The sequence below is a fragment of the Pseudomonas sp. MPFS genome (assembly GCF_022537035.1).
GTDB lineage: Bacteria > Pseudomonadota > Gammaproteobacteria > Pseudomonadales > Pseudomonadaceae > Aquipseudomonas > Aquipseudomonas sessilinigenes.
On record NZ_CP066123.1, the window covers coordinates 3,486,999 to 3,511,133 of the forward strand.

16 protein-coding genes and 3 pseudogenes are annotated in these 24,135 nt (G+C 56.7%); 16 read left to right on the forward strand and 3 right to left on the reverse strand.

The annotated features are described in order from the left end of the window. Positions 1-22: 22 nt before the first annotated feature. From I9018_RS15905 to I9018_RS15940, 8 genes are all read left to right on the forward strand, one after another. Positions 23-3,154: an efflux RND transporter permease subunit gene (locus I9018_RS15905; RefSeq protein WP_241110071.1), complete on the forward strand. Its 3,132-nt coding sequence runs from the start codon at positions 23-25 to the stop codon at positions 3,152-3,154. A gap of 5 nt (positions 3,155-3,159) precedes the next feature. After that, positions 3,160-4,599, forward strand: coding sequence for an efflux transporter outer membrane subunit (locus I9018_RS15910; RefSeq protein ID WP_241110072.1), 1,440 nt, complete (start codon positions 3,160-3,162; stop codon positions 4,597-4,599). A gap of 57 nt (positions 4,600-4,656) precedes the next feature. Beyond that, entirely contained in the window at positions 4,657-5,277 is a 621-nt protein-coding gene (locus I9018_RS15915; protein ID WP_068589616.1) for a paraquat-inducible protein A, read from the forward strand. Continuing rightward, complete coding sequence (locus I9018_RS15920) at positions 5,270-7,582, forward strand: MlaD family protein (protein WP_068607949.1); 2,313 nt, start codon at positions 5,270-5,272, stop codon at positions 7,580-7,582. Before I9018_RS15915 ends, I9018_RS15920 begins: the two co-directional genes overlap by 8 nt. A gap of 40 nt (positions 7,583-7,622) precedes the next feature. Further along, on the forward strand, positions 7,623-8,144 hold the full coding sequence (locus tag I9018_RS15925; RefSeq protein WP_241110073.1) for a transcriptional regulator: 522 nt from the start codon (positions 7,623-7,625) through the stop codon (positions 8,142-8,144). 87 nt (positions 8,145-8,231) lie between these two features. Next, complete coding sequence (locus I9018_RS15930; protein WP_083235687.1) at positions 8,232-8,774, forward strand: hypothetical protein; 543 nt, start codon at positions 8,232-8,234, stop codon at positions 8,772-8,774. A 1,189-nt stretch (positions 8,775-9,963) separates the two neighbouring features. Next, on the forward strand, positions 9,964-10,239 hold the full coding sequence (locus I9018_RS15935; protein ID WP_141698260.1) for an antibiotic biosynthesis monooxygenase: 276 nt from the start codon (positions 9,964-9,966) through the stop codon (positions 10,237-10,239). After that, positions 10,232-10,519, forward strand: a complete 288-nt coding sequence (locus I9018_RS15940) for a LysR family transcriptional regulator (protein WP_141698261.1) — start codon at positions 10,232-10,234, stop codon at positions 10,517-10,519. The genes I9018_RS15935 and I9018_RS15940 overlap by 8 nt, the downstream gene beginning before the upstream one ends. 233 nt (positions 10,520-10,752) lie before the next feature. Here I9018_RS15940 and I9018_RS15945 read toward each other — a convergent pair. Then, positions 10,753-11,085, reverse strand: a pseudogene (locus I9018_RS15945) (DEAD/DEAH box helicase); the annotation flags it as partial. Positions 11,086-11,514: 429 nt separating this feature from the next. Here I9018_RS15945 and I9018_RS15950 point away from each other — a divergent pair. Continuing rightward, a pseudogene (locus tag I9018_RS15950) lies at positions 11,515-12,583 on the forward strand (IS3 family transposase). Positions 12,584-12,691: 108 nt separating this feature from the next. Further along, positions 12,692-14,125: a TolC family outer membrane protein gene (locus I9018_RS15955; RefSeq protein WP_068583080.1), complete on the forward strand. Its 1,434-nt coding sequence runs from the start codon at positions 12,692-12,694 to the stop codon at positions 14,123-14,125. A 286-nt stretch (positions 14,126-14,411) separates the two neighbouring features. Here I9018_RS15955 and I9018_RS15960 read toward each other — a convergent pair whose 3' ends face one another. Further along, complete coding sequence (locus I9018_RS15960; protein WP_241110075.1) at positions 14,412-14,753, reverse strand: efflux RND transporter permease subunit; 342 nt, start codon at positions 14,751-14,753, stop codon at positions 14,412-14,414. A 52-nt stretch (positions 14,754-14,805) separates the two neighbouring features. Between I9018_RS15960 and I9018_RS15965 the strand changes: the two are divergent. The 4 genes and pseudogenes from I9018_RS15965 to I9018_RS15980 all read left to right on the forward strand — a co-directional run. Beyond that, positions 14,806-16,821 (forward strand): annotated as a pseudogene (locus tag I9018_RS15965) (MlaD family protein); the annotation flags it as partial. 40 nt (positions 16,822-16,861) lie between these two features. Then, the gene (locus I9018_RS15970; protein WP_164823670.1) at positions 16,862-17,383 is read left to right on the forward strand and encodes a transcriptional regulator; all 522 of its coding nucleotides are present in this window, start codon (positions 16,862-16,864) and stop codon (positions 17,381-17,383) included. A 388-nt stretch (positions 17,384-17,771) separates the two neighbouring features. Further along, positions 17,772-19,298: an NAD(P)/FAD-dependent oxidoreductase gene (locus I9018_RS15975; RefSeq protein ID WP_241110076.1), complete on the forward strand. Its 1,527-nt coding sequence runs from the start codon at positions 17,772-17,774 to the stop codon at positions 19,296-19,298. Further along, positions 19,295-20,170, forward strand: coding sequence for an alpha/beta hydrolase (locus tag I9018_RS15980; RefSeq protein WP_068586275.1), 876 nt, complete (start codon positions 19,295-19,297; stop codon positions 20,168-20,170). Before I9018_RS15975 ends, I9018_RS15980 begins: the two co-directional genes overlap by 4 nt. Before the next feature lie 251 nt (positions 20,171-20,421). Here I9018_RS15980 and I9018_RS15985 read toward each other — a convergent pair whose 3' ends face one another. Further along, positions 20,422-21,054, reverse strand: coding sequence for a TetR/AcrR family transcriptional regulator (locus I9018_RS15985; protein WP_083236042.1), 633 nt, complete (start codon positions 21,052-21,054; stop codon positions 20,422-20,424). A gap of 595 nt (positions 21,055-21,649) precedes the next feature. Between I9018_RS15985 and I9018_RS15990 the strand changes: the two genes are divergently transcribed. Together I9018_RS15990 and I9018_RS15995 are read left to right on the forward strand one after the other, a co-directional pair. Further along, a complete protein-coding gene (locus tag I9018_RS15990) occupies positions 21,650-22,537 on the forward strand; it encodes a phytanoyl-CoA dioxygenase family protein (protein WP_068586281.1) in 888 nt (295 codons plus the stop codon). 174 nt (positions 22,538-22,711) lie between these two features. Beyond that, the gene (locus tag I9018_RS15995; RefSeq protein WP_241110077.1) at positions 22,712-24,082 is read left to right on the forward strand and encodes an FAD-binding oxidoreductase; all 1,371 of its coding nucleotides are present in this window, start codon (positions 22,712-22,714) and stop codon (positions 24,080-24,082) included. Positions 24,083-24,135 lie beyond the last annotated feature (53 nt).

The following is a 24,135-nucleotide window of genomic DNA, read 5'->3' on the forward strand; positions in this document are numbered from 1 at the left end:
TAGTTGCCGCGAGGATTTTTCGATGTCGAATTTTTTCATCAGGCGTCCTAACTTTGCTTGGGTGGTCGCGCTGTTTATCTCACTGTTCGGGTTGCTAGTTATCTCCAAGTTACCGGTGGCCCAATACCCTAACGTTGCACCACCGCAGATCACAGTTACAGCTACGTATCCGGGTGCTTCGGCAAAGGTACTGGTTGAGTCGGTGACCAGCATTCTTGAGGAGTCACTCAACGGCACTAAGGGTTTGCTCTATTTCGAATCGACCAACAACTCCAACGGTACCGCTGAGATCGTCGTTACATTTGAACCTGGTACCGATCCTGACCTGGCCCAGGTTGATGTGCAGAACCGCCTGAAGAAAGCCGAGGCGCGCATGCCCCAGGCCGTACTCACCCAGGGCTTGCAGGTCGAGCAGACCAGCGCCGGCTTCCTGTTGATCTACGCCCTGAATTACAAGGAAGGTGCCGAGCGCGGCGATACCATTGCTCTCGGTGATTACGCCGCGCGTAACATCAACAATGAACTGCGCCGCTTGCCCGGCGTTGGCAAGTTGCAGTTCTTCTCTTCTGAAGCGGCGATGCGGGTCTGGATCGATCCGCAGAAGCTGGTGGGCTATGGTCTGTCCATCGAAGACGTGAGCAGCGCCATCCGTGGACAGAACGTGCAGGTTCCGGCCGGCGCCTTCGGCAGCACACCGGGCAACAGTGCCCAGGAATTGACTGCAACCTTGGCGGTCAAGGGGGTTCTGGACAATCCGCAGGAGTTTGGTGAGATTGTCCTGCGGGCCAATCAGGACGGCTCCATGGTCAAGCTTGTCGACGTCGCACGTCTGGAGTTAGGCCAGGAAAATTACAACATTTCCTCACGTCTGGATGGTACTCCGGCAGTCGGTGGAGCGATTCAGTTATCGCCGGGCGCCAACGCCATCCAGACCGCGACGCTGGTCAAGGAGCGCCTGGCCGAACTGTCGCAGTTTTTCCCTAGTGATGTGCAGTACTCCGTACCCTACGACACCTCGCGTTTCGTCGACGTGGCCATCGAGAAGGTGATCCACACCCTGATCGAAGCCATGGTCCTGGTGTTCCTGGTGATGTTCCTGTTCCTGCAGAACGTGCGCTATACCCTGATTCCATCCATCGTAGTGCCCGTGTGCCTGCTCGGTACCCTGGCCGTGATGTACCTGCTGGGCTTCTCGGTGAACATGATGACCATGTTCGGCATGGTGCTGGCCATCGGCATCCTGGTGGACGACGCCATCGTGGTGGTGGAGAACGTCGAGCGGATCATGGCCGAGGAGGGGCTGTCCCCGACCGACGCGACGATCAAGGCGATGAAACAGGTATCCGGCGCCATCGTCGGTATCACCCTGGTACTGTCCGCGGTGTTCATGCCGCTCGCCTTCATGAGCGGCTCGGTGGGCGTCATCTACCAGCAGTTCTCGGTATCCCTGGCGATCTCGATCCTGTTCTCCGGCTTCCTGGCCCTGACCTTCACCCCGGCGCTGTGCGCCACGCTGCTCAAGCCGGTCCCCGAAGGGCATCACGAAAAACGTGGTTTCTTCGGTGCCTTCAACCGTGGTTTTACCCGCGTGACCGAGCGCTACTCGGTGCTCAACGGTGCGTTGGTCAAACGTGCTGGGCGTTTTATGCTGATCTACGGCGGTATTGTCGCTCTGCTCGGCTACAGTTACCTTCGATTACCGGAAGCTTTTGTGCCCACTGAAGATCTGGGTTACATGTTGGTTGATGTGCAACTGCCACCCGGCGCCAGCCGTGCGCGCACAAACGCCACCGGTGAACAGCTGGAAACCTATCTCAAGTCCCGCGAGGCCGTCTCCTCGGCATTCGTGATTTCGGGCTTCAGCTTTTCTGGTCAAGGTGATAATGCGGCGTTGGCTTTCCCGACATTTAGGGATTGGTCCGAACGCGATGCGCATCAATCGGCTATGGCTGAAGTAGCGGCACTGAACGAGCATTTCGCCATCTCCGACGACGGTACCGTCATGGCGGTCTCGCCACCACCGATCAATGGCTTGGGCAATTCCGGTGGTTTCGCCCTGCGCTTGATGGACCGTGGCGGCTTGGGGCGCGAGGCCCTGCTGCAAGCACGGGACACGCTGCTGAGCCAGGTCAACGGCAATCCGAAATTCCTCTACGGGATGATGGAAGGCCTGGCCGAGGCGCCGCAATTACGCCTGGTGATCGACCGCGAAAAAGCCCGGGCCCAAGGCGTCAACTTCGAGAGCATTAGCTCCACCCTGTCCTCGGCCTTCGGTTCCAACGTGGTCAATGACTTCACCAACGCTGGTCGCCAGCAACGGGTGGTGATCCAGGCCGAGCAGGGCGCGCGGATGACCCCGGAAAGCGTGCTCAAACTGTACGTGCCCAACAACAAAGGTAATCAGGTCCCCCTCAGTGCCTTCGTGACCAGCAAGTGGGAAGAGGGGCCGGTGCAACTGGTGCGCTACAACGGCTATCCGTCGATCCGTATCGTCGGTGACGCAGGCCCGGGCTACAGCACCGGCCAGGCCATGGCCGAGCTGGAGCAACTGGCATCGCAACTGCCACCGGGCATCGGCTACGAGTGGACCGGCCTGTCCTACCAGGAGAAGGTCTCTGCCGGCCAGGCATCGGGCTTGTTCGCCCTGGCGATCCTGGTGGTGTTCCTGCTGCTGGTGGCCCTCTACGAGAGCTGGTCGATCCCGCTGTCGGTGATGCTGATCGTACCGATCGGCGCGGTGGGTGCGGTACTGGCGGTAATGGTCGTGGGCATGCCCAACGACGTGTACTTCAAGGTCGGCCTGATTACCATCATTGGCCTGTCGGCGAAGAACGCGATCCTCATCGTCGAGTTCGCCAAGGAACTGTGGGAGAAGGGGTATAGCCTGCGTGATGCCGCTATCGAGGCCGCTCGCCTGCGCTTTCGCCCGATCATCATGACGTCCATGGCCTTCATCCTCGGCGTGGTCCCCCTGGCCATCGCCACCGGCGCCGGTGCGGCCAGTCAGCGCGCCATCGGTACCGGGGTGATCGGCGGGATGCTCAGCGCCACCTTACTGGGGGTGATTTTCGTGCCGATCTGCTTCGTCTGGTTGCTGTCGGTGCTGCGTACCAAGCGGCCTGCCACCGAACAACCAGCCCTGGCCCAGGAGTGATCAGCATGCGTACCCCAGCTTTTACCGTATCGGCGCTGCTGATCGCCCTGGCCCTGGGTGGTTGCTCCATGGCTCCGACCTACGAGCGTCCGACGGCGCCCGTAGCCGACAGCTGGAGCGACTCGCCCGCCCAGCAGGGACGCCAGGCCAGCGAACTGGACTGGCAGGCGTTCATCGTCGATCCCGAGCTGCGCCGCCTGGTCGGCACCGCCCTGGACAATAACCGTTCGTTGCGCCAGACCTTGCTGGACATCGACCAAGCCCGGGCGCAGTACCGCATCCAGCGGGCGGACCGGATCCCCGGGTTGAACGCCGGGGCTTCGGGTAACCGCCAGCGCCTGCCGGCGGACCTGTCCAGCAAGGGGCAATCCAGCGTGGCCAGTACCTACCAGGTCGGCCTGTCGCTGCCTGAGTACGAAGTCGACCTGTTCGGACGGGTCAAGAGCCTCAGCGATGCCGCATTGCAGCAGTACCTGGCCACCGAGGAGGCCGGGCGCTCGGCACGCATTGCACTGATCGCCGAGGTCACCCAGGCCTACCTGGCCCATGACGGCGCCCAGCGCCGCCTGGCCCTGACCCAGCAGACACTGGTCAGCCGCGAATACTCCTTCGCCCTGATCAGCCGGCACCGTGCGGTAGGTAACGCCACCGCGCTGGACTACCAGGAAGCCCTGGGCCTGGTGGAACAGTCCCGGGCCGACGAGGAGGCCGCCCTGCGCCAGAAGCAACAGGCGTTCAATGCCCTGGTGCTGTTGCTGGGCACCGCCGATGCCGCCAAGTCGATTCCCGATAAGCCGTCGGAGCAGCCGCTACTGGTGCAAGACATCGCCGCGGGCTCACCGTCGTCGCTGATCGAGCGCCGTCCGGACATCCTCGCCGCCGAACATCGCCTGCAAGCGCGCAATGCCGATATCGGCGCTGCGCGGGCAGCGTTCTTCCCGCGGATCACCTTGACTGGCAGCTTCGGCACGTCCAGCGCGCAAATGTCCGGCCTGTTCGATGGCGGCTCGCGCTCCTGGAGCTTCATTCCGACCCTGTCGCTACCGATCTTCGATGGCGGGCGCAACCGCGCCGGGCTGAGCCTGGCCGAGGCGCGCAAGGACTCGGCGGTGGCAGCCTACGAGGGCACGATCCAGACCGCGTTCCGCGAAGTGGCGGACGCCCTGGCGGCCACCGATACCCTGCGCCGCGAGGAGCAGGCACGCCGGGCCCTGGCCAACACCAGCAACGAATCGCTGAAGCTGGCCAAGGCTCGTTATGAAGGCGGTATCGATAGCCATCTGCGTTACCTGGACGCCCAGCGCAACAACTTCGCCAACGAGACGGCGTTCATCGAAGTCAGCACTCAACGGCAGATCGCCCTGGTAGACCTGTTCCGCTCCCTGGGTGGTGGCTGGAAGGACAATCAGGACCAGCAACTGGCGCAACGCCAGGACCGGCTCTGAATAAGAGGTTGATGCTGCCGAGGTAAATTCAGCGAGCGTCACTTGAGGAAGGTAACGATGCGGGCAATTGATGCAGGTATTTGGGTCTGCGGTGAATGTCATCAACTCAACCCGGCCAGCCAGGAGCAATCAGCGCGCTGCAGCCGATGCAGTGCGGTATTACATGCGCGCCGTCCGAACAGTATCAGGCGCACTTGGGCCTTACTGATCACGGCGATGATTTTGTACATCCCCGCCAACCTGCTGCCGATCATGACCGTCAGCATTTTCGGCAAGGGCGCGCCGGCCACCATCATGAGCGGGGTGATCAGCCTGCTGCAGCTGGGGATGATCCCCATCGCCCTGGTGGTGTTCGTGGCCAGCATCGTGGTGCCGACCTTCAAGCTGGTGGGCATTGCGCTGCTGCTTTATTCGGTGCAGCGCCACCAACCGATGTCGGCACGCCAGCGGATCATCATGTACCGCTTCATCGAATGGGTAGGGCGCTGGTCGATGCTCGACATCTTCGTCATCGCCATCCTGGTGGCGTTGGTGAACTTCGGCAACCTGGCGCGCATCGAGGCCAACCTCGGCGCCGCCGCCTTCGCCAGCGTGGTGGTGCTGACCATGCTGGCCGCTGTGACTTTCGATCCTCGGCTGATATGGGACAACACTAACTTGGATAATGAAAATGAGTGACTTGCCTGCCCCGAAAAAACGCCAGACCAGTAACTGGTCGGCGATCTGGATCCTGCCATTGCTGGCCCTGGTGATCGGTGCCTGGTTGGCCTGGCGCGCCTACGACGAGGCTGGCCCGATCATCCAGGTGCGCTTCGAGAGTGGCGACGGCATCCAGGCCAAGAAGACTGAGGTGCTGTACAAGGGCATTTCGGTCGGAAAGGTGGTGGACCTGAGCGTCAGCGAGGACATCAAGGGGGTGGTCGCCTCCATCGAGTTGAGCAAGGACACCCAGAAGTACCTAAATGAAGATACCCATTTCTGGTTGGTCAAGCCACGGGTGTCTCTGGCGGGGGTGACGGGCCTGGAGACCCTGGTGTCCGGGGTCTACATCGCCGTGGACCCGGCCAAGGGTGACAAGGGTGACCAAGGGGTGAGGGCGTATACCGCCCTGACGGAGCCTCCATCGATGTCCGAGAAGGTGCCAGGCCTGCACATCACCCTCAAGGCCGACCGCCTGGGTTCCCTGGAGCAGGGCAGCCCGGTGTTCTACAAGCAGATCCTGGTGGGCCAGGTGAAAAGCTTCCAGCTCGGCGAGGACCAGCGCACCATCGAGATCAAGGTGCACATCGAGCCGGCCTATGCCGACCTGGTGCGCAAGAAAACGCGTTTTTGGAACGCTAGCGGCATCTCGATCTCCGGCGGTCTGTCTGGCTTCAAGGTGCGCAGCGAGTCGTTGCTGACCCTGGCCGCTGGCGGTATTGCTTTCGCCACTCCAGATAACTATAGCGAAAGCCCGCCCACCGACCCGACCAAGCCGTTCCGCCTGTACGAGGACTACGACGCGGCTCAGGTCGGCTTGCGGGTGAAGCTGAAGATGAAGGACCTGAGCGACATTCAGCCCGGGCAGACGCCGGTGATATACAACGGGGTGCAGGTCGGCCTGGTCAAGACCGTCGACATGAACCAGGACTTCAGTGGCGCCACCGCCGAGCTGGCGATGGATCCACGGGTCGAGGCCCTGTTGCTGGAGGGCACCGAGTTCTGGACCGTGAAGCCGAATATCTCGCTGGCCGGGATCACCGGCCTAGATGCCCTGGTCAAGGGCAACTACATTGCCGTGCGCTTCGCCAAGAACGGGGCGCCCCGGCGCGAGTTCAGCGCACGCGCCAAGGCGCCGCCGATGGATCTGAATGTGCCGGGCCTGCACCTGGTGCTGACCAGCGACCGCCGGGGTTCGGTGGAGGTCGGCGCACCGGTGCTCTACCGGCAGATCCGCGTCGGTAGCGTGCAGAGCTACCAACTGTCGGCGGACAACCGGCAGGTGCTGATCGGCGTGCATGTCGAGCCCGAGTATGCGCGCCTGGTGAACAGCTCCACGCGCTTCTGGAACGCCAGCGGCGTGACCCTGAGCGGTGACTTCACCGGGCTCAAGGTCAAGAGCGAGTCGCTGCAGACCTTGATCAATGGCGGTATCTCCTTTGACACCCTGGACCCCAAGGCGTCGTCCTCGGGCAAGGATCGCCGCTTCGCTCTCTATGACAGCGAAGAGGCGGCCATGGCCCGGGGCGTGGAGATCCAGCTGAGCGTCGAAGACGCCGAGGGCCTGCGCGAAGGGACGCCGATTCGTTTCAAGGGGCTGGTGATCGGCAAGGTCGAGGGCATCGACTTGCAGGCCGACCTGTCCGGTGTGCTGCTCAAGGCACGCCTGGGGGCCAATGGCGAACAGTTCGCCCGCAGCGGCACGCGCTTCTGGGTCGTACGGCCGGCACTGGGGCTGTTGCGCACGGAAAATCTCGGCACCCTGGTCAGCGGACCCTACATCGAGGCCCTGGCCAGCAGTCGCCCGGGCGAGCGCCAGATGCGCTTCCAGACCCTGGCCGAGGCGCCGAACCTGCTCGGGAGCGGCAACGGCCTGCGGTTGACCCTGAGCGCTCCGGACAAGGGCTCGATCAAGCTCGGCAGCCCGGTGACCTATCGCAAGATGCCGGTGGGCAAGGTCATCGACCTGAACCTGGGCCAGCAGGCGGACCGGGTGCTGATCAGTATTCTCATCGAGCCGCGCTACATGCCGCTGGTGCGTACCGGTAGCCGCTTCTGGAATGCCAGCGGCGTCGGTATCGAGGCCGGTTTGTTCAAGGGCGTTTCGGTACGCACCGAGTCCCTGGAAGCCATGGTCGCCGGCGGTATTGCGTTCGCCACGCCAGACAACGGGCAAATGGGCGAACCGGCCAAGCCGGGCCAGACCTTCGCCTTGTTCGATGCGGTCGACGAACAGTGGCTGCAATGGGCGCCGAAGATTTCGCTCAAGGAGCCCGCACAGTGAGCTCGCATTATTTTCAACTCAATGTAAGAGGAATTACTCCATGTCTAGGCGCCTGTTGTGTGCTGCTCTTTTCGCCGCTGGCTTTGGCCTTGCCGCCCATGCCGAGGAACCACTACCCTCAGTGGAACAGGTGATGAGCGAGCACAAGGAGAAAATCAACAACCAGATCGAGACTATTAATTACAACCGCAAACGTGTGGTGGGAGCCAACATGGGACTCGATAGTCAGCAGGCCGAAACCTTCTGGCCAATCTATGCCCTCTATCGCAATGAAATGGATGGTTTAAATAGAGAGACGTTCCAGTTGTTGTTTGAGTATGGGCGAGCCTACGGCTCCGGAGTGGTCACCAATGAGGATGCCTCTAAGATAATCAAGATGTACAAGGCACTGCAGATAAAACGGCAAATACTTTTGAACCGTTATATTGATGAGGTTTCTGAAAAAATGTCCTCGGTGCTTGCTATGCGTTTTCTACAAATTGAAGAGCAACTCGATGCCGTAGAGATGCTGGAGACCGGGCAGCGTATTCCTCTGGTTGGAGCCTCTCTGAATCGCTTGTAAGCCTATAGGGCCGTAGGTTAATTTTAGCTTGCGGCCTGCCTTCCTCTTGAAGCCAATCGTATTAATATTTTTCGCGAGGAGCCTTGTATGTTGTCTGCAAGCCAAACAGATGAGCGTCGATTAGCATTTGAGGCTCGCCGTCTGACGATAGAAACGCTTGTAAAAATCTATCTTGAGCAAGTTTCGGTTTCAAGAAGACTAGTTACAGTCTATCTTCGCTTGATGTTTACATTGTCACTTGGCACTTTGGCGGGGGTGGTAACTTTATATGGCGCCATACTTCGCTTTAGTAGTCCCGCCAATTTTGAAGTGATAACTCTGTTAGAGGTAATAAGTGCTGTCATGGCGCTTGGTGCACTTGTTACGTCGGCTTTACTTTCGGCGCGAGCGCTGCAGCAAAGTGCTTTTGATGTGGCGCCATTTTTGCGTGATCCATTTCCGACTGCCGGAACTGTAATTGACTCTATCTTTCAGTCAAAGGAACTCGACGAGCAGCAAATAGTTGGTCGGCTGTACTTTGCCATCGGGAAAATTGTCGAGCATCAACCTAGTTTGAGGGTTAATGCGAGGCTGACTACAATTTTTCTTGTTGTCGGCTTGTTTTTAACAGGAATATCACTCTTGATATGAAACTGCAGGCTAATTAGTTTCAGGCTATTGTTTTTTGTAGGGTTTGCTTATTGAAGATGTGATTTTAAGCTGGCAATCAAATTTTCTTGCATTAGATTGGCTAGAGATTTTTGGTTTAGGTGTCAAGATCTTAGCTTCGCTGATGAACTCGAAGTACCCATCCTAGCCCATCTTTGATGACACACTTGAGGACGAATATCTTTAAGCGCTCATCACTGTGGACTCAAATAGGCTTCAACTAGCCTGCTTTGTTAATCGTAGCTCGGGCTGGGGTTATGTTGCGCGGTTTCAGGAAAAACATCAGAAAATCTGTTCTGTGCTGACAGGATGGTGCGAGCGCTTTACGACTACGGTGGAGTCATGATTACGTGTTTCAATCGTCTTGTATGTGCTCCCCCGCCCAAGCCATTAGTGCAATAACCAATGGCAATAACGTATGTCCCCAATGGGTTTAACACATACTCCACGCTTAATGATTGCTCATCGTGCATATAGCGTTCACTCAAGCCACCGCGTCCATAGCTCGCAGAGTTTGACTCATCATCTTCTGCGATATGCCTTCCTGTCGTCGGATGTTGCTAAATCGTATCTCTGTTTCCTACAGAGAGGTCATCGTTAGCGCCGTACATTTCAGTCTGTCTCGAACAAGCACTGTACACGCTAGACATGTCCTCAAGAATGCATCTAGTGGTTGTTCGATTGTACCTTCCGAGAATACACCTTGCCAATTCCAGCATTCAGACGGCCAGTGACTAGCTAAGTCATGCACCGTGGCGTATTTCATGGTTGCGCGCTGAACATGATGCGAGTGCTGCCTTCTACTTGTATCCAGCGAAACTGCTGCGATTGAAACCCTATTGGATCCCTGTTTGGGATCTTCCTGAAATTTGATAAAGACCTTCATTCTTGTGCCCTTGAGGGGGGAAAGAATGCCATATATGTAAATGGTTATTATTCACAATCTGTGATTTATTTTCACCTCTTTTGAGTCATTGTTGACTCATTGGAATCTTTATGGCTTCATGTGCTCATTGGGTTTGATCTGGATGGGGAGTTAGACGCCTATCCAATCAATGAAGTATTGCTGGTCAGAGGAAGGCTTTTGAGGCTGCTCATGGTTTCTATGAGCCAAGTATCCTGAGGTGAAATTATGTTTTCGAGTAAGGCTGTCAGTACTGTGAAAATCTTAATGTCCTCTGTTGTCGATTTGGCAAAGAAGAGAGAAGTCATCGAGCTAGTTGTCCGGCTTAGGGCATTACCAGGTTGTACTTCTTTTAGCTTTACTCGTAGTAAAGATGATTGTGGGGTTTGGGTGTTAAATAGCCATTGGATAAGCAATGAATCCATGAGGAGCTATTTTTTTGAGAAAGATTTAGCTGATTTGATTCAGATGTTTTCAAGCCACTGCAAAGAGATGCGATTCAATACGTTTTTTATTGAACAAGAGGTTGGGAGTGATGCTTGATGAGCAAGCTTTGCGGAAAGTTGACTTGAATTCGCTGGTTACATTCATGGTGGTGTATCGTGAAAAAAATGTTTCGCGTGCCGCAAAACAATTAGGTGTTACTCAGCCCGCAGTAAGTAATACGCTTCGCGAGTTACGGTGTAGGTTTGGGGATAAGCTTTTTATTCAGCGCTGCAGGTATATGGAGCCAACAGTTATGGCGTTGGAAATCGCTGCATTGCTTGGGCCAGCAATGTACCTTATTCAAACTTCTTTAGAGTTTATGATAAAATATGATTAGATTTATTTTGTGGTTAGGGTTTTGCTTTTCGGTGATCTTTTGGTGCTGGTACCTGGCAATAAGATTTAATGTTATTTGAGCTGAATTTTGCGGGGTTTTAGTGTTGGGCTTTCAGGTTTATATGTTTTTGGCAGCATGAGAAAAGTTTAAGTGATAGGTTTAGCGTAAAGTCAAAATTATGATTTTAAAGTGGTTTGTCGATTGTTAAAAAAGCCACCCGAAGGTGGCTTGTATTATGCAGCAATGAATTGTCTGGCTAGAGCCATTTCAACCGAGTCTCCATCTTGATTTAAAGAGTCCAATCCTGATTCCGGCACATCCCCTGACGTGCTTTGAGCTACTGCGATCTTCTTGGCCATAAGCTGCAGGCAGGTAATTTGCGAGCTGCCGGCATAGCCCAAAAAAATCACGCGCACTGGATGTTTCTGCCCGATGCGCCAGGACCGTCGTGCTGCTTGCTTCAGGTTGTAGACGTTGTATCCCGTTTGCAGAAACACAATGGTTGAAAAGTCAAGCAGGTCCAGCCCAGTCTTGACCAGCTCCGGGTTGGTGATCAGCACATCGATGACGGGTTCGGCATTGGCGAGCGAGAAGTGGCCTGTTCCCAAGGTGAGAAGCAGCAGCAGGGCGAGTCTCTGAACGAGTTGCATAGGACAGTTCCTTCTATTTGATTGACATGAGTGTGGATACAAAGCAGTCATTGATTCCCGTGATCCACAACACCTTGTGAAAATGCTCGAAGGAAAATATAGGGCTCAGTTAGATGATTTTTTATATGCTTAGATTGATTATTGAGGGGGTCTAAAGCTGGTGGCTTTTCTTATTTTTTTGAGTGTTACCTCTAACTATTATTTTTCCTTCGATAGGAACGTTAGTCGGTCCATTGCTGACAGAATCGATACTTCATCCACAGGGCCTTCCAGGAGAACGGAGTGAATCGCCCCGGATTTCGTAGACACCTCCATGCCTTAAAATGAGGCCAATCAGGAGGTGCCATGAGCAACCCGCGTTATCCCGAAGAATTCAAGATCGAAGCGGTCAAGCAAGTGACCGAGAAAGGCAAGCCTGTCGCCGATGTTGCCCAGCGTCTGGGGATGTCCGTTCACAGCCTTTACGCCTGGATCAAGCTCTACAGCAAGCCCCAAGAACAGCGTCAACAAGACGATGATCGGCAGGCTGAGCTGTGTAAGCTACGCGCTGAACTCAAACGCGTGACGGAAGAGCGAGACATCTTAAAGAAGGCCGCCGCGTACTTTGCCAAGGAGTACGGCTGAAGTACGTCTTTACCAAGAAGCACTCGACGGATTACCCGGTACGTTGCCTTTGCCAATTGGCTTGATCAAGCACGCTTGGCTGGAGAGTGGCGGTGTGTACGGCTATCGCAAAATTCACGATGACCTGCGTGAGCTGGGAGAAACCTGCGGGCGAAATCGGGTGGGGCGCTTGATGCAGGCAGAGGGGTTGCGTTCACAAACGGGCTATCGGCGGCGCCCAGGATTTTATGGCGGGAAGCCGACCGTAGCCTCGCCGAATAACCTTGCGCGGCAGTTCAAGGTGAGTGAGCCGAACAAGGTCTGGGTGACAGACATCACATACATTCGCACCTATGAAGGATGGCTGTACCTGGCGGTAGTGCTGGATCTGTTTTCCCGCCAAGTGATTGGTTGGTCAATGAAGCCCAGGATGTGCAGCGACCTAGCTATTGACGCATTGCTGATGGCCCTATGGCGCCGCAAGCCACAGCAGCAAGTGATGATACATTCAGACCAAGGCAGTCAATTTAGTAGTTCGGATTGGCAAAGCTTTCTGAAAGGCAACAATGTGATCAGCAGCATGAGCCGACGGGGAAACTGCCATGACAATGCCGTAGCCGAGAGTTTTTCCCAGCTTTTGAAGCGGGAACGGATTCGACGAAAGACCTACGCGACACGTGACGAAGCCCGGAGTGATATTTTCGATTACATCGAGATGTTTTATAACCCTAAACGCCGACACGGCAGTGCTATGCAGCTGTCGCCAGTAGAGTATGAGAAACGCCATTTTCTGAGCTTGGAGAGTGTCTAGAAAACCAGGGGCGATTCAGTCAGGTGTATCCATGCAAGCAAGTGCGCTATGATGGCTCATTATTGATACTTGACAGTACAGTAAATTAATATAACCAAGGGTAGTTCTATGTTGCGCAGACACTCAGTGATTGTGGCTGTTTCTTATATATTCAGTAGTGCGGCCTGCGCTGCTAACACACCCACAACAGTCAATAACGACCTCGTCAGCGTCTACGAGGAGGCGGTTGATAACAATGCAGATTTGGCGGTTGCTCGCGCCGACTACAGTGCTCGTCGCGAAGTCGTGCCTCAGGCCCGCGCCGGGCTGCTGCCCAACCTTTCGGCTGGTGCCGAGATGATGAATACCCGTACTAAGCTTGATGAGCCTTCGGTTACTTCTAATCGTAGTGGTAATTCTTGGAGCGCTACCTTAGCGCAGCCGATTTTTCGTGCTGATCGCTGGTTTCAGCTACAGGCCGCAGAGGCGGTCAATGAGCAGGCTGCACTTCAACTCTCAGCCACTGAACAAAGCTTGATTCGACAGACTGCTGAGACCTACTTCGCGGTGCTACGTGCACAAGATAATCTTGCTTCAACCAAGGCTGAAGAGTCGGCATTTAAACATCAATTGGAGCAATCCAATGAGCGTTTTGACGTTGGCCTCTCGGACAAGACAGATGTCTTGCAATCACAGGCCAGTTACGACACGGCCCGAGCCAACCGAATTGTTGCTGAGCGTCAGGTGCAAGATGCGTTTGAAGCCTTAGTTACTCTAACCAATCGCCAGTACACTGCAATTCAGGGTGTTGTTCATACTCTCCCGGTGCAGGTGCCGACACCCAACGATGCTAAGGCTTGGGTCGAAGCTGCAGGACGCCAGAACCTCAACTTGCTAGCTAGCAACCATGCTGTGACAGCCGCCGAAGAGACTGTGCGACAGCGAAAGGCTGGCCATGCACCAACCCTTGACGCAGTAGTTAAGTATCAGAAAGGTGATAATGACAGTCTTGGTTTTACTAACCCTTCGCAGACTGGAGTGCGTTATGGTGGAGATGTTGAGCAGACTAGTGTTGGCTTACAACTGAATATTCCGATCTACAGTGGTGGCCTCACCAGTTCGCAGGTTCGTGAGGCGTACTCGCGGCTGACCCAGAGCGAACAGCAGCGTGAGAGTCTGCGCCGTCAGGTAGTAGAGAGTACTCGTAATCTGCATCGTGCAGTGAATACTGATGTCGAGCAAATTCAGGCGCGCAAACAGTCAATAGTGTCTAATCAGAGTGCTTTGGAGGCAACCGAAGTTGGTTATCAGGTGGGTACTCGTAATATTGTTGACGTATTAGATGCTCAGCGCCAGTTGTACGCATCTGTACGTGATTATAATAATAGCCGCTACGACTACATATTGGACAACTTGCGTTTGAAACAAGCGGCAGGCACTTTGAGTCCGCAGGATCTACGTGACTTGGGGCGGTATCTGAAGGTTAATTATAATCCGGATAAGGACTTTCTGCCGCCGGACTTGGCAGTGGAGGCTAAGAAGAACTTTGGCAGTCGCCCATGAGCTGATTTGCAAAAGTTTATCGAAATACTGCACCCTTGAGTCTAACTAGTTCTGGATAGGAGCAGGTTTTGTCCGAAATGCAGCTTTGGGTCAGGTGTCGCCAATACCTACCCTTGCGCTTTCGGATAAAACTCCAGTGATCTAAGAGTGTACATCCCAATGATGCTCAGACATATTTTAGAGCGGCTGTAGGTGGGATATTCATCGCATTGCCTCATCAAGGCAATGCGATGCTCATTATCGCCCCACCTTTAACTATGCAGAAGTGTGCATAGCAGCGGAATCTTTATGTACCGATTGCTGGGCCTTTATGGGCCTGATCCGAGGAAGGCTCTTGTGGATGTCTTGGTCGGTTTTCCCACTGAAGCAGCAAGGAAATGCCACAGGGCAGGACCGTCAGGGTCACTATTGTCGCCACGGCCAATCCGCCAATCACCGCATAAGCCATAAGGCCCCAGAATATCTGCGGGGCGATCGGGATCATGCCGAGGATAGCGGCGCAGGTGGTCAACAAAATCGGCCGGGCCCGGTGCATCGAGGCGTGCACTATAGCCTCGGAAGGGGATTGGCCGAGCCGCATGTTGATGTCGACCTCCTCGATCAGGATGATCGCGTTGCGCACGATCATGCCCACTAGGGCGATGACCCCCAGCTGCGCGACAAAGCCCACGGGCAATGAAGATACCCATTTCTGGTTGGTCAAGCCACGGGGGTCTCTGGCGGGCGTGACGGGCCTGGAGACCCTGGTCTCCGGGGTCTATATCGCGGTGGATCCGGCCAAGGGTGACAAGGGCGATCAAGGCGTGCGCTCCTATACAGCCCTGGCTGAACCGCCACCGATGTCCGAGAAGGTGCCAGGCCTGCACATCACCCTCAAGGCCGACCGCCTGGGTTCCCTGGAGCAGGGCAGCCCGGTGTTCTACAAGCAGATCCTGGTGGGCCAGGTGAAAAGCTTCCAGCTCGGCGAGGACCAGCGCACCATCGAGATCAAGGTACATATCGAGCCGGCCTACGCCGACCTGGTGCGCAAGCACACGCGTTTCTGGAACGCCAGCGGCATCTCGATCTCCGGCAGCCTGTCGGGCTTCAAGGTGCGCAGCGAATCGCTGCTGACCCTGGCCGCGGGCGGTATTTCCTTCGCCACGGCGGACAGCCACCGCGACAGCCCACCCACCGATCCGACCAAGCCGTTTCGCCTGTATGAGGACTACGACGCGGCCCAGGTCGGCCTGCGGGTGAAGCTGAAGATGAAGGACCTGAGTGATATCGAGCCCGGGCGCACCCCGGTCATGTACAACGGCGTGCAGGTCGGCCTGGTCAAGACCGTCGACATGAACCAGGACTTCAGTGGCGCCACCGCCGAGCTGGCGATGGACCCGCGGGTCGAGGCCCTGCTGCTGGAGGGCACCGAGTTCTGGACCGTAAAGCCGAATATCTCGCTGGCCGGGATCACTGGCCTGGATGCCCTGGTCAAGGGCAACTACATCGCCGTGCGTTTTGCCAAGAGCGGGGCGCCGCGCCGGGAATTCAGCGCCCGCTCCAAGGCGCCGCCCATGGACATGAACGTACCGGGCCTGCACCTGGTGCTGACCAGTGACCGGCGCGGTTCGGTAGAGGTCGGGGCGCCGGTGCTCTACCGGCAGATCCGTGTCGGTAGCGTGCAGAGCTACCAGCTGTCGGCGGACAACCAGCAAGTGCTGATCGGGGTGCATGTCGAGCCCGACTACGCGCGCCTGGTAAACAGCTCCACGCGCTTCTGGAACGCCAGTGGCGTGACCCTGAGCGGCGACTTCACCGGGGTCAAGGTCAAGAGCGAGTCGCTGCAGACCTTGATCAATGGCGGCATCGCCTTCGACACCCTGGACCCCAAGGCATCGTCCTCGGGCAAGGACCGCCGATTCGCCCTCTACGACAGTGAGGAGGCCGCCATGGCCCGTGGTGTGGAGCTCCAGCTGGGTGTCGAGGACGCCGAAGGCCTGCGCGAAGGTACGCCGATTCGGTTCAAGGGGCTGGTGATCGGCAAGGTCGAAGGCATCGGCTTGAAGAATGACCTGTCCGGGGTGTTGCTCAAGGCGCGCCTGGGGGCCAATGGCGAGCAGTTCGCCCGCAGCGGCACGCGCTTCTGGGTCGTACGGCCGGCACTCGGGCTGTTGCGCACGGAAAATCTCGGCACCCTGGTCAGCGGTCCCTACATCGAGGCCTTGCCGGCGAGCCGTCCGGGAGAGCGCCAGACGCGCTTCCAGATCCAGGAAGAAGCCCCGAACCTGCTCGGGCTCGGCGATGGCTTGCGCTTGACCCTGAGCGCTGCGGACAAGGGCTCGATCAAGCTCGGCAGCCCGGTGACCTATCGCAAGATGCCGGTGGGCAAGGTCATCGACATGAGCCTGGGACAACAAGCGGACCGGGTGCTGATCAGCATTCTTATCGAGCCGCGCTATGCACCGCTGGTGCACACCGCAAGCCGCTTCTGGAACGCCAGCGGGGTAGGCATCGAGGCGGGTCTGTTCAAGGGGGTGTCCGTGCGCACCGAGTCCCTGGAGGCACTGGTGGCAGGTGGCATTGCCTTCGCCACGCCGGACAATCCGCAAATGGGCGAACAGGCCAGGCCAGGGCAGACCTTCGCCTTGTTCGATGCGGTCGACGAACAGTGGCTGCAATGGGCGCCGAAGATTTCGCTCAAGGAGCCCGCACAGTGAGCTCGCATTATTTTCAACTCAATGTAAGAGGAATTACTCCATGTCTAGGCGCCTGTTGTGTGCTGCTCTTTTCGCCGCTGGCTTTGGCCTTGCCGCCCATGCCGAGGAACCACTACCCTCAGTGGAACAGGTGATGAGCGAGCACAAGGAGAAAATCAACAACCAGATCGAGACTATTAATTACAACCGCAAACGTGTGGTGGGAGCCAACATGGGACTCGATAGTCAGCAGGCCGAAACCTTCTGGCCAATCTATGCCCTCTATCGCAATGAAATGGATGGTTTAAATAGAGAGACGTTCCAGTTGTTGTTTGAGTATGGGCGAGCCTACGGCTCCGGAGTGGTCACCAATGAGGATGCCTCTAAGATAATCAAGATGTACAAGGCACTGCAGATAAAACGGCAAATACTTTTGAACCGTTATATTGATGAGGTTTCTGAAAAGATGTCGGCCGTGACCGCCATGCGTTTTCTGCAGATTGAAGAGCAACTGGACGCGGTGGAAATGCTGGAAACCGGAAAGCGCATTCCCCTGGTGGGGGCTGCTCTGAATCGGCTGTAAGTCGATAGGGCTGCGGGTCAAGGGTTCAGCCTGGCACGCGGCCTGCCTTCTCCTCGAAACACACCTTGCCCCTTGTGCCTCGATGCGCACCCGCAACAGGTTGCTGCAGCGGGGGCGAATGCCGATGACGCTCGCTGGGCGAGCGGCCAGTGGCGTCAATAGCCATTTCATTTCCCCACCGATGCAACTGTCGAGCAGTGCGGCCGCGGGTTGCTGCGTCGCGCCAGGCATTCATGCCTCAGGTCAATCGCGACAAGGTGCAAATCAACTCAAAACACTTTGGTCGTGGTGCATTTTGCACCTTGTTAGGCTGGTAGTGCCGGATTTAACATGGTCTAGTGATCAAATCACTTGATCAGGTCTCTATAACACAACAATAGGAGGCGACATGTCTTCTCACGCAGTTCTTCCGACCGAGCCGCTGGATGTTCTCATTATGGGTGCTGGTGTATCGGGCATTGGTCTGGCCGCCTATTTGCGGCGCCACCAGCCTGGCAAGGTCTTTGCGATTCTTGAATCCCGTGAGCGAGCGGGAGGAACGTGGGACTTGTTTCGCTATCCTGGCATTCGTTCTGATTCGGACCTCTATACCTTTGGATTCGACTTCAAGCCCTGGACCAAGGACAAGTCTCTGGCCGACGCCAAGGACATCCTCGAATACCTCAGCGAGACCGTCGACGAGTACGCCCTGGAACCCTTTATCCAGTACCAGCAGAAGGTGATTTCGGCAGACTGGCACAGCGAGAAAGGCTTGTGGACCGTTCAAGTCGAAGACGGCAAGCTTGGCGAAATCCGCACTGTCCATTGCCGCTGGCTGTTCAGCGCCGGCGGCTACTATCGCTATGACCAGGGCTTCAGCCCGCGCTTTGAAGGTTCGGAGCAGTTCAAGGGGCAGATCATCCACCCGCAACACTGGCCGGAAGATCTGGACTACACAGGTAAACGGGTGGTGGTGATTGGCAGTGGCGCAACCGCGGTGACCCTGATTCCAGCCATGGCGGACAAGGTCGCCAGCATCACCATGCTGCAGCGCACGCCGTCCTACATCATCAATCAGCCTGCCAGTGATTCGATTGCCGCCTTCCTGCGCAAGGTACTGCCCGCGCAGGCCGCCTATTCATTGACGCGCTACAAGAATGCCAAGATCACCCTGGGCTTCTGGGCCTTCTGCCAGCGTTTCCCGAAACTTGCCCGCAAGTTGCTCATCTGGCTGACCCGCAAGGAATTGCCCAAGGGCTATCCGGTGGATGTGCATTTCAACCCGCCATACAACCCCTGGGATCAACGCCTGTGCTCGGTTCCCGAAGGGGATCTGTTCAAGGTGATCAGCTCGGGCAAAGCCAACGTGGTGACCGATCACGTGCAGCGATTTACCGAGACGGGTGTGCAGCTCAAATCCGGAAAGGAACTCAAGGCCGATATCATCATCACGGCCACCGGGCTCAACGTGCAGCTCTTCGGCGGCATTGCCCTGTACAAGGATGGCAAGCCGGTGACCCTCAGCCAGACCCTCGCCTACAAGGGCATGATGCTTTCCGGCGTGCCGAATTTCGCCTTTGCGTTGGGGTATACCAACTCTTCCTGGACCCTGAAAGTGTGCCTGCTGTGCGATCACTTCTGTCGCCTGCTGGGCCTCATGGACGAGCAGAACCATGGCGTCTGCGAACCACAGGCGCCCGAGGGCATTGAGACTCGCCCGCTCCTGGACTTCGGTGCAGGGTACGTGCAACGCGCCCTGGATGGCATGCCGCGCCAGGGGCCCTGCGAACCCTGGGTCATGTCGATGGACTACTTCCGCGACGTCAAGTTGTTGCGCCGCGGAACGGTGGCCGAAGACTGTCTCAAGTTCAGCGCGGCGCCCAGCGTCCGCCTGGAGAACAGCGTTGCGCTGCAGCCCGTGAGCAGCGGCCGATGAGCCAGGATCAGTACTGCACATTGGCGGGCAAGGGTGAGCTCTGTTACCGCAGTTATGGGTCTGAGGCAGACCCTGCGGTGATCTTCGTGGTGGGCCTGGGGTTGCAATTGACCTATTGGCCGCAATCGCTCATCGATGGCCTGGTGAACAAGGGCTTGCGGGTGATCACCCTGGACAATCGCGATTCGGGCAGGTCGTTCTTCACTGGTGTGGTGCCGCCCACGACCTTGCAGCAGTTCTTTCGCAAGCCCACCCCAGGCTACGACATAGGCGACATGGCTGATGATGTGCTCGGCCTGATGGATGGCCTGCGGCTGGAATCGGCGCATCTGGTCGGGATGTCCATGGGCGGCATGATTGCTCAGACGCTCGCCGCGCGTTACCCGCAGCGGGTCAGGACCCTGACCTCGATATTCTCCACCACTGGGTCGCTGCGCGTGGGGCAGCCGTCGTTCAAGGCGATTCTGCAGGTTCTGCGTCGGCCGCCCAGAAACCAGAATGAAAGTGTGCGCGACTATGTCGACATCATGCGTCTCATAGGCTCCAGGCTTGAATGGAACGAAGAAGGCTTGCGTTGTTATGCCGCCCAGGCATGGGAGCGGGGAGGGAGTGAGTTAAATCACCTAGGAACATCAAGGCAAGTTGGAGCCATTATCAATTCAGGGGATCGCACCAAGGAGTTGGTGCAAATTCAATGCAGTACCTTGGTCATTCATGGGGATAAAGATCTGATGGTTGCCCCCAGTGGTGGCTTTGCCACTGCGGCGGCTATTCCCAACTCAAAGTTTGTTCTGCTGCCTGGCATGGGGCATGACTTTCCGCAAGTACTGACCGCTACATTACTGTCTCTCTTGGCAGGGCATATGCTGTAAAAACCCTGTCTCTTTTAGGGGCGCACTATTGTGCGCCCCTCTTTTTACATACTTGAACCATGCAGCAGCTGGCTTGCCTGTTTTGCTGAAAACTATAGCGCAATACTGTTATTGCAGCGCCTTTTAATATTTTTATTCTCGCCTTGCAAGTCGCCAAATTCTATCGCGTGACCGTTCACGAAGAGCGCGATACTGCTGTCAAGCGGGTAGGGAACAGATAAGAAGCGCAACTTCCTTGTTGGAAAAAACTGTCAGGCATCTGTACTGGATTTCGCCGAGGAGGGGGCCGTTTCGGGAGTGCTTTCAATGCTGGTCACCAGCAGTTCCAGTGCATGGCAGGCCGTATCGGTTTCCGCGTTCAAACGCTCGATATTGCGGTGGGCGGACCAGGAGATCAGCAAGCCGTCGAGCAGATTGATGAGCAAGCGACTGACCTTTGTCAGTGCCGCCTTATCCAGTCGAGAGCCGATCACCCGTTCAATGGCCTGCTCCGTTGCAAGACCGGCATAAGAATAGATCCGGGTCGCCATGGCCGGGTTGTTGCGTAGCGTCCAGGCAAAGAGTTCGGACTGCGCGATGGCCAGGTCGGGGTGGGTGATGAACCAGTTGGCTACCTGGCGCAGTAGCTCTGCCACCGTCTTCTCGGCAGTGGCGCCTGGCGTTACATGGGCCACAGCCTGTTGCGGCGTGCTGATCAGGGATTCGTAGACCGCGTAGAACAGCTCGTCCTTGGTGTGAAAGGTGTAGTGCAATGAAGCCAGTGGAGATTTTGCCTCGGCAGCGATACGGCGAGTGGTTGCGTTAGCTACTCCGTACTGCGCAATTACCTTCACGGTAGCTTCGATAAAGTCTTGTCTACGCACTTCTGCGCCCATTCTAGCCATGGATCCAGTCTCCTTTTTTCGGTGTTGCCAACAGTAACCCGGTTCAATATCGGCGGTGATGGATGCTAACGCATGGATGCCCGGCAATCCATGAATGCATGTGCGTCGATGATTCCCCTGCCTGTGCATAACGAGTGTTTCGTAAATACCCGAACTGTCACGTTGCTCTGAAACGAAACCGAGGGCGAAGTGGGTAGGTTGGTATCGTTTGCATTCGCCTTCGGTGTGCAGGCTATTCGAACCCAGCGGTTTATGCCGCTCTATTAAGGTGGCATACGACTTGCTTTTAATCAAACGACATGATCAATTGATCATGTCGTTTGATCTGTACTCTTTCGAACAGGGTTCTGTATAGGGGCCGACTATTTAGAACAGCGAGTGAGTCAAGAAAGCTGATTAGCTCCTTGCTCGCCGAATTACCCATTGAGTGGTGTTTCTCAAGTCTATCGCCTGCCATAGCAATTTGCCTGATTTCAGAAAAGATGGCCCGCTGCACGGCGGGGAAGTTGACTCGATGAACCCCTGAATATCTGCCCCTGAACAGTCATAGATTTCCCATGTTCTCTTACCTGAAGTAGATAGGCAGGAAATGAAAATGGAAACACGACAACTCAAGACGCTAAGTAGTAGCGACTCGGTTGAGCTAGTAGTTGAAAACATCAAGCGTGATGGCGGCGTGATTATCTCGGACTTCGTCTCAGAGCAAACGCTGCTGTCCCTCAAAGCAGAACTCGACAGTTACCTGAATGTAACGCCTAGCGGTGTAGACCCATATTTTGCCGGCACCCAGACTCGACGCGTCGCGCGAATCATCGGCCGCAGCGATACGGCTATAGAGGTTGCACTGAGCCCGCTATTTCTCGAATCAGCCAGGAAAATCCTGCAGACCCCAACCCATGTCTGGGTGGGAAGCAACCGTGTCGAGATTGAGCCCGATATTCAACTCAGCATTACTCAGGCGATCCAGATCGGTCCAGGGCAAGGCTTACAACCCCTGCACCGCGATGATGCCACTTCGCTCTGGCGTCATCCGCAATACGGCCGCGAGGCACGCCTGCAACTGATGCTGGCGATTTCCGATTTCACCCAAGAGAACGGGGCAACCCGTGTCATCCCTGAAAGCCACAAGTGGGATGACGAACGAATGCCCACTCAAGAGGAAACCGTTGCGGCAGAAATGAAAGCCGGTTCTGCACTGCTGTGGCTGGGGTCGGTGTACCACGGCGGTGGTGCCAACACCACCGAGCGGCCTCGAACCGGCCTGACAATGGCCTATGACCTGGCGTTCCTGCGATTGGAAGAGAACCATTTTCTGTCCATACCCATTGAGCGAGTTCGCCAGCTTCCCAATGAAATGCAACGCCTGCTGGGCTGGAGTGCCAGCAGCACCTTGCTGGGATGGGTGGAAGTCGATGGTCAGATGCGGGACCCGCAAGAGCTTCTGCAGATGGAGTCTTTTTGCGAAGCCGGAAAAGGCTTCTAAGCAAAACGAACGGGCCTGGCGCACAGGCCCGGGGCAGCAAGAGTGGCCGGGGCTGTGACCAGGGCGCCGCCGGCCAGCATGAAACTTCGCGACAGGCTGATTTAGCGCTGTCATGTCCGACCTGATGTCCGAATACGCATAAAAATGACTTGTGTGCACCCGGGAGTGAAACAGATGAATGCTTCGAATAACGCGGCTCACTACAGCAGTTCCGAGCCATTGAAGTTTCGCAGTATTGGTGGATGGCTGGAGCGCCCTGCCGATCTGCAAGCGGAACTCAAAGGCCATGAACAGGCCGATGTCATAGTGGTGGGTGCCGGTTTTGCCGGGTTGTCGACAGCCCTTGAGCTCAACGCGCTCGGGGCCAAAGTCATAGTCCTGGAGCAGGAATTCGCCGGGTTCGGTGCCAGTGGGCGCAACGCCGGATACCTGCTGGGCAGCATGGGCATCGAGTTCGATCTTTTCGTCAAGCGCGTAGGCCTGGAGAAGGCCAGAAAATTCGTCAGTTTCTACGACGAGGCCGTCACTTATGTGGAAGGGCGCCTGATTGCACTGGGTATCCACTGCGATTACACCCCCTCGGGGGTCATCCGCGCCGCGGTTCACCCAAGCCAGGAAAAGCGCCTGCGGGAAAACATGGAGCTGGGGCACAAGCTGGGTTCGGTTACGCGTTTTGTCGACTCGGTGGAAATGCGTGCCCGTGGCATCCCCCCCGCATTTCTGTTCGGCAGCGCGCAACGGGGCGGCACCCTGAACCCCGGCAAGTACATAAATGGCTTGCGCCGTGCGGCACTCAGCGCCGGGGTGAAGCTCTACGAGCGCACGCCACTGCTTTCCTATAGCGAAGGCTCGGCGATCACCTGCAAGACGGCCCATGGAAGTGTGACGGCGCCGGTCATGGTTCTGGCAACCAACGCCTATACCCCGCAACTGGGGTTGTTGCGCAACAAGGTGGTGCCGATCCGGGTTTCGGCGATCGAGACCCAGCGGCTATCGGCAGAACAATTGGCGTCCCTGGGCTGGAAGGGGCGAGAAGGGCTCATCACCCCGCATTACACCATGGAGAGCCACCGTCTGACCGCTCACGACACCATGGTCTTGACCGTTAAACAGCTCGGCTATGTCTACGGTTCCAAGACGCCCAATGTGCCGGACAACCAAGCCTACGCCGCATTGGTGCGCGTTCTGCGCGAACGCTTTCCGTCGCTGCAGAACCTTGGCATCCAGCATTGCTGGAGCGGATACATCAGCGCTGCCTATGACGCGTTGCCGGTTGTTGGCACTACAGGGGTCAAACAGAACATCTTCTATTCGGCGGGCTGTTCGGGGCATGGTCTTGCCACTCAGTCGTTCATGGGGGCGACTCTTGCCGCACGAATTGCCGGCAACGACCCTTCGCGCCTGGCGGCATTGGAGCACCGAGTACCCTCGACGCTGCCCGAGCCCTTGCAGTGGTGTGCGATGAAAACGGCTTTTGCAGCGGCCAAGCTGTTTGATGAGCGGACCGACAACAAGGTGCGCAAAGAGCGCGCCTTCAATGGTTGAAGGCAAGGACGATTGCCTTAACCGCGGGATGTCGCCACACCCTTGATAGAGGT

What these genes read in the sequence shown, in the direction of transcription:
- I9018_RS15905 (WP_241110071.1), top strand. Translation starts at nt 23, where the DNA reads ATGTCGAATTTTTTCATCAGGCGTCCTAACTTTGCTTGGGTGGTCGCG.
- I9018_RS15910 (WP_241110072.1), top strand. Translation starts at nt 3,160, where the DNA reads ATGCGTACCCCAGCTTTTACCGTATCGGCGCTGCTGATCGCCCTGGCC.
- I9018_RS15915 (WP_068589616.1), top strand. Translation starts at nt 4,657, where the DNA reads ATGCGGGCAATTGATGCAGGTATTTGGGTCTGCGGTGAATGTCATCAA.
- I9018_RS15920 (WP_068607949.1), top strand. Translation starts at nt 5,270, where the DNA reads ATGAGTGACTTGCCTGCCCCGAAAAAACGCCAGACCAGTAACTGGTCG.
- I9018_RS15925 (WP_241110073.1), top strand. Translation starts at nt 7,623, where the DNA reads ATGTCTAGGCGCCTGTTGTGTGCTGCTCTTTTCGCCGCTGGCTTTGGC.
- I9018_RS15930 (WP_083235687.1), top strand. Translation starts at nt 8,232, where the DNA reads ATGTTGTCTGCAAGCCAAACAGATGAGCGTCGATTAGCATTTGAGGCT.
- I9018_RS15935 (WP_141698260.1), top strand. Translation starts at nt 9,964, where the DNA reads ATGTCCTCTGTTGTCGATTTGGCAAAGAAGAGAGAAGTCATCGAGCTA.
- I9018_RS15940 (WP_141698261.1), top strand. Translation starts at nt 10,232, where the DNA reads ATGCTTGATGAGCAAGCTTTGCGGAAAGTTGACTTGAATTCGCTGGTT.
- I9018_RS15955 (WP_068583080.1), top strand. Translation starts at nt 12,692, where the DNA reads ATGTTGCGCAGACACTCAGTGATTGTGGCTGTTTCTTATATATTCAGT.
- I9018_RS15960 (WP_241110075.1), bottom strand. Translation starts at nt 14,753, where the DNA reads ATGATCGTGCGCAACGCGATCATCCTGATCGAGGAGGTCGACATCAAC.
- I9018_RS15970 (WP_164823670.1), top strand. Translation starts at nt 16,862, where the DNA reads ATGTCTAGGCGCCTGTTGTGTGCTGCTCTTTTCGCCGCTGGCTTTGGC.
- I9018_RS15975 (WP_241110076.1), top strand. Translation starts at nt 17,772, where the DNA reads ATGTCTTCTCACGCAGTTCTTCCGACCGAGCCGCTGGATGTTCTCATT.
- I9018_RS15980 (WP_068586275.1), top strand. Translation starts at nt 19,295, where the DNA reads ATGAGCCAGGATCAGTACTGCACATTGGCGGGCAAGGGTGAGCTCTGT.
- I9018_RS15985 (WP_083236042.1), bottom strand. Translation starts at nt 21,054, where the DNA reads ATGGCTAGAATGGGCGCAGAAGTGCGTAGACAAGACTTTATCGAAGCT.
- I9018_RS15990 (WP_068586281.1), top strand. Translation starts at nt 21,650, where the DNA reads ATGGAAACACGACAACTCAAGACGCTAAGTAGTAGCGACTCGGTTGAG.
- I9018_RS15995 (WP_241110077.1), top strand. Translation starts at nt 22,712, where the DNA reads ATGAATGCTTCGAATAACGCGGCTCACTACAGCAGTTCCGAGCCATTG.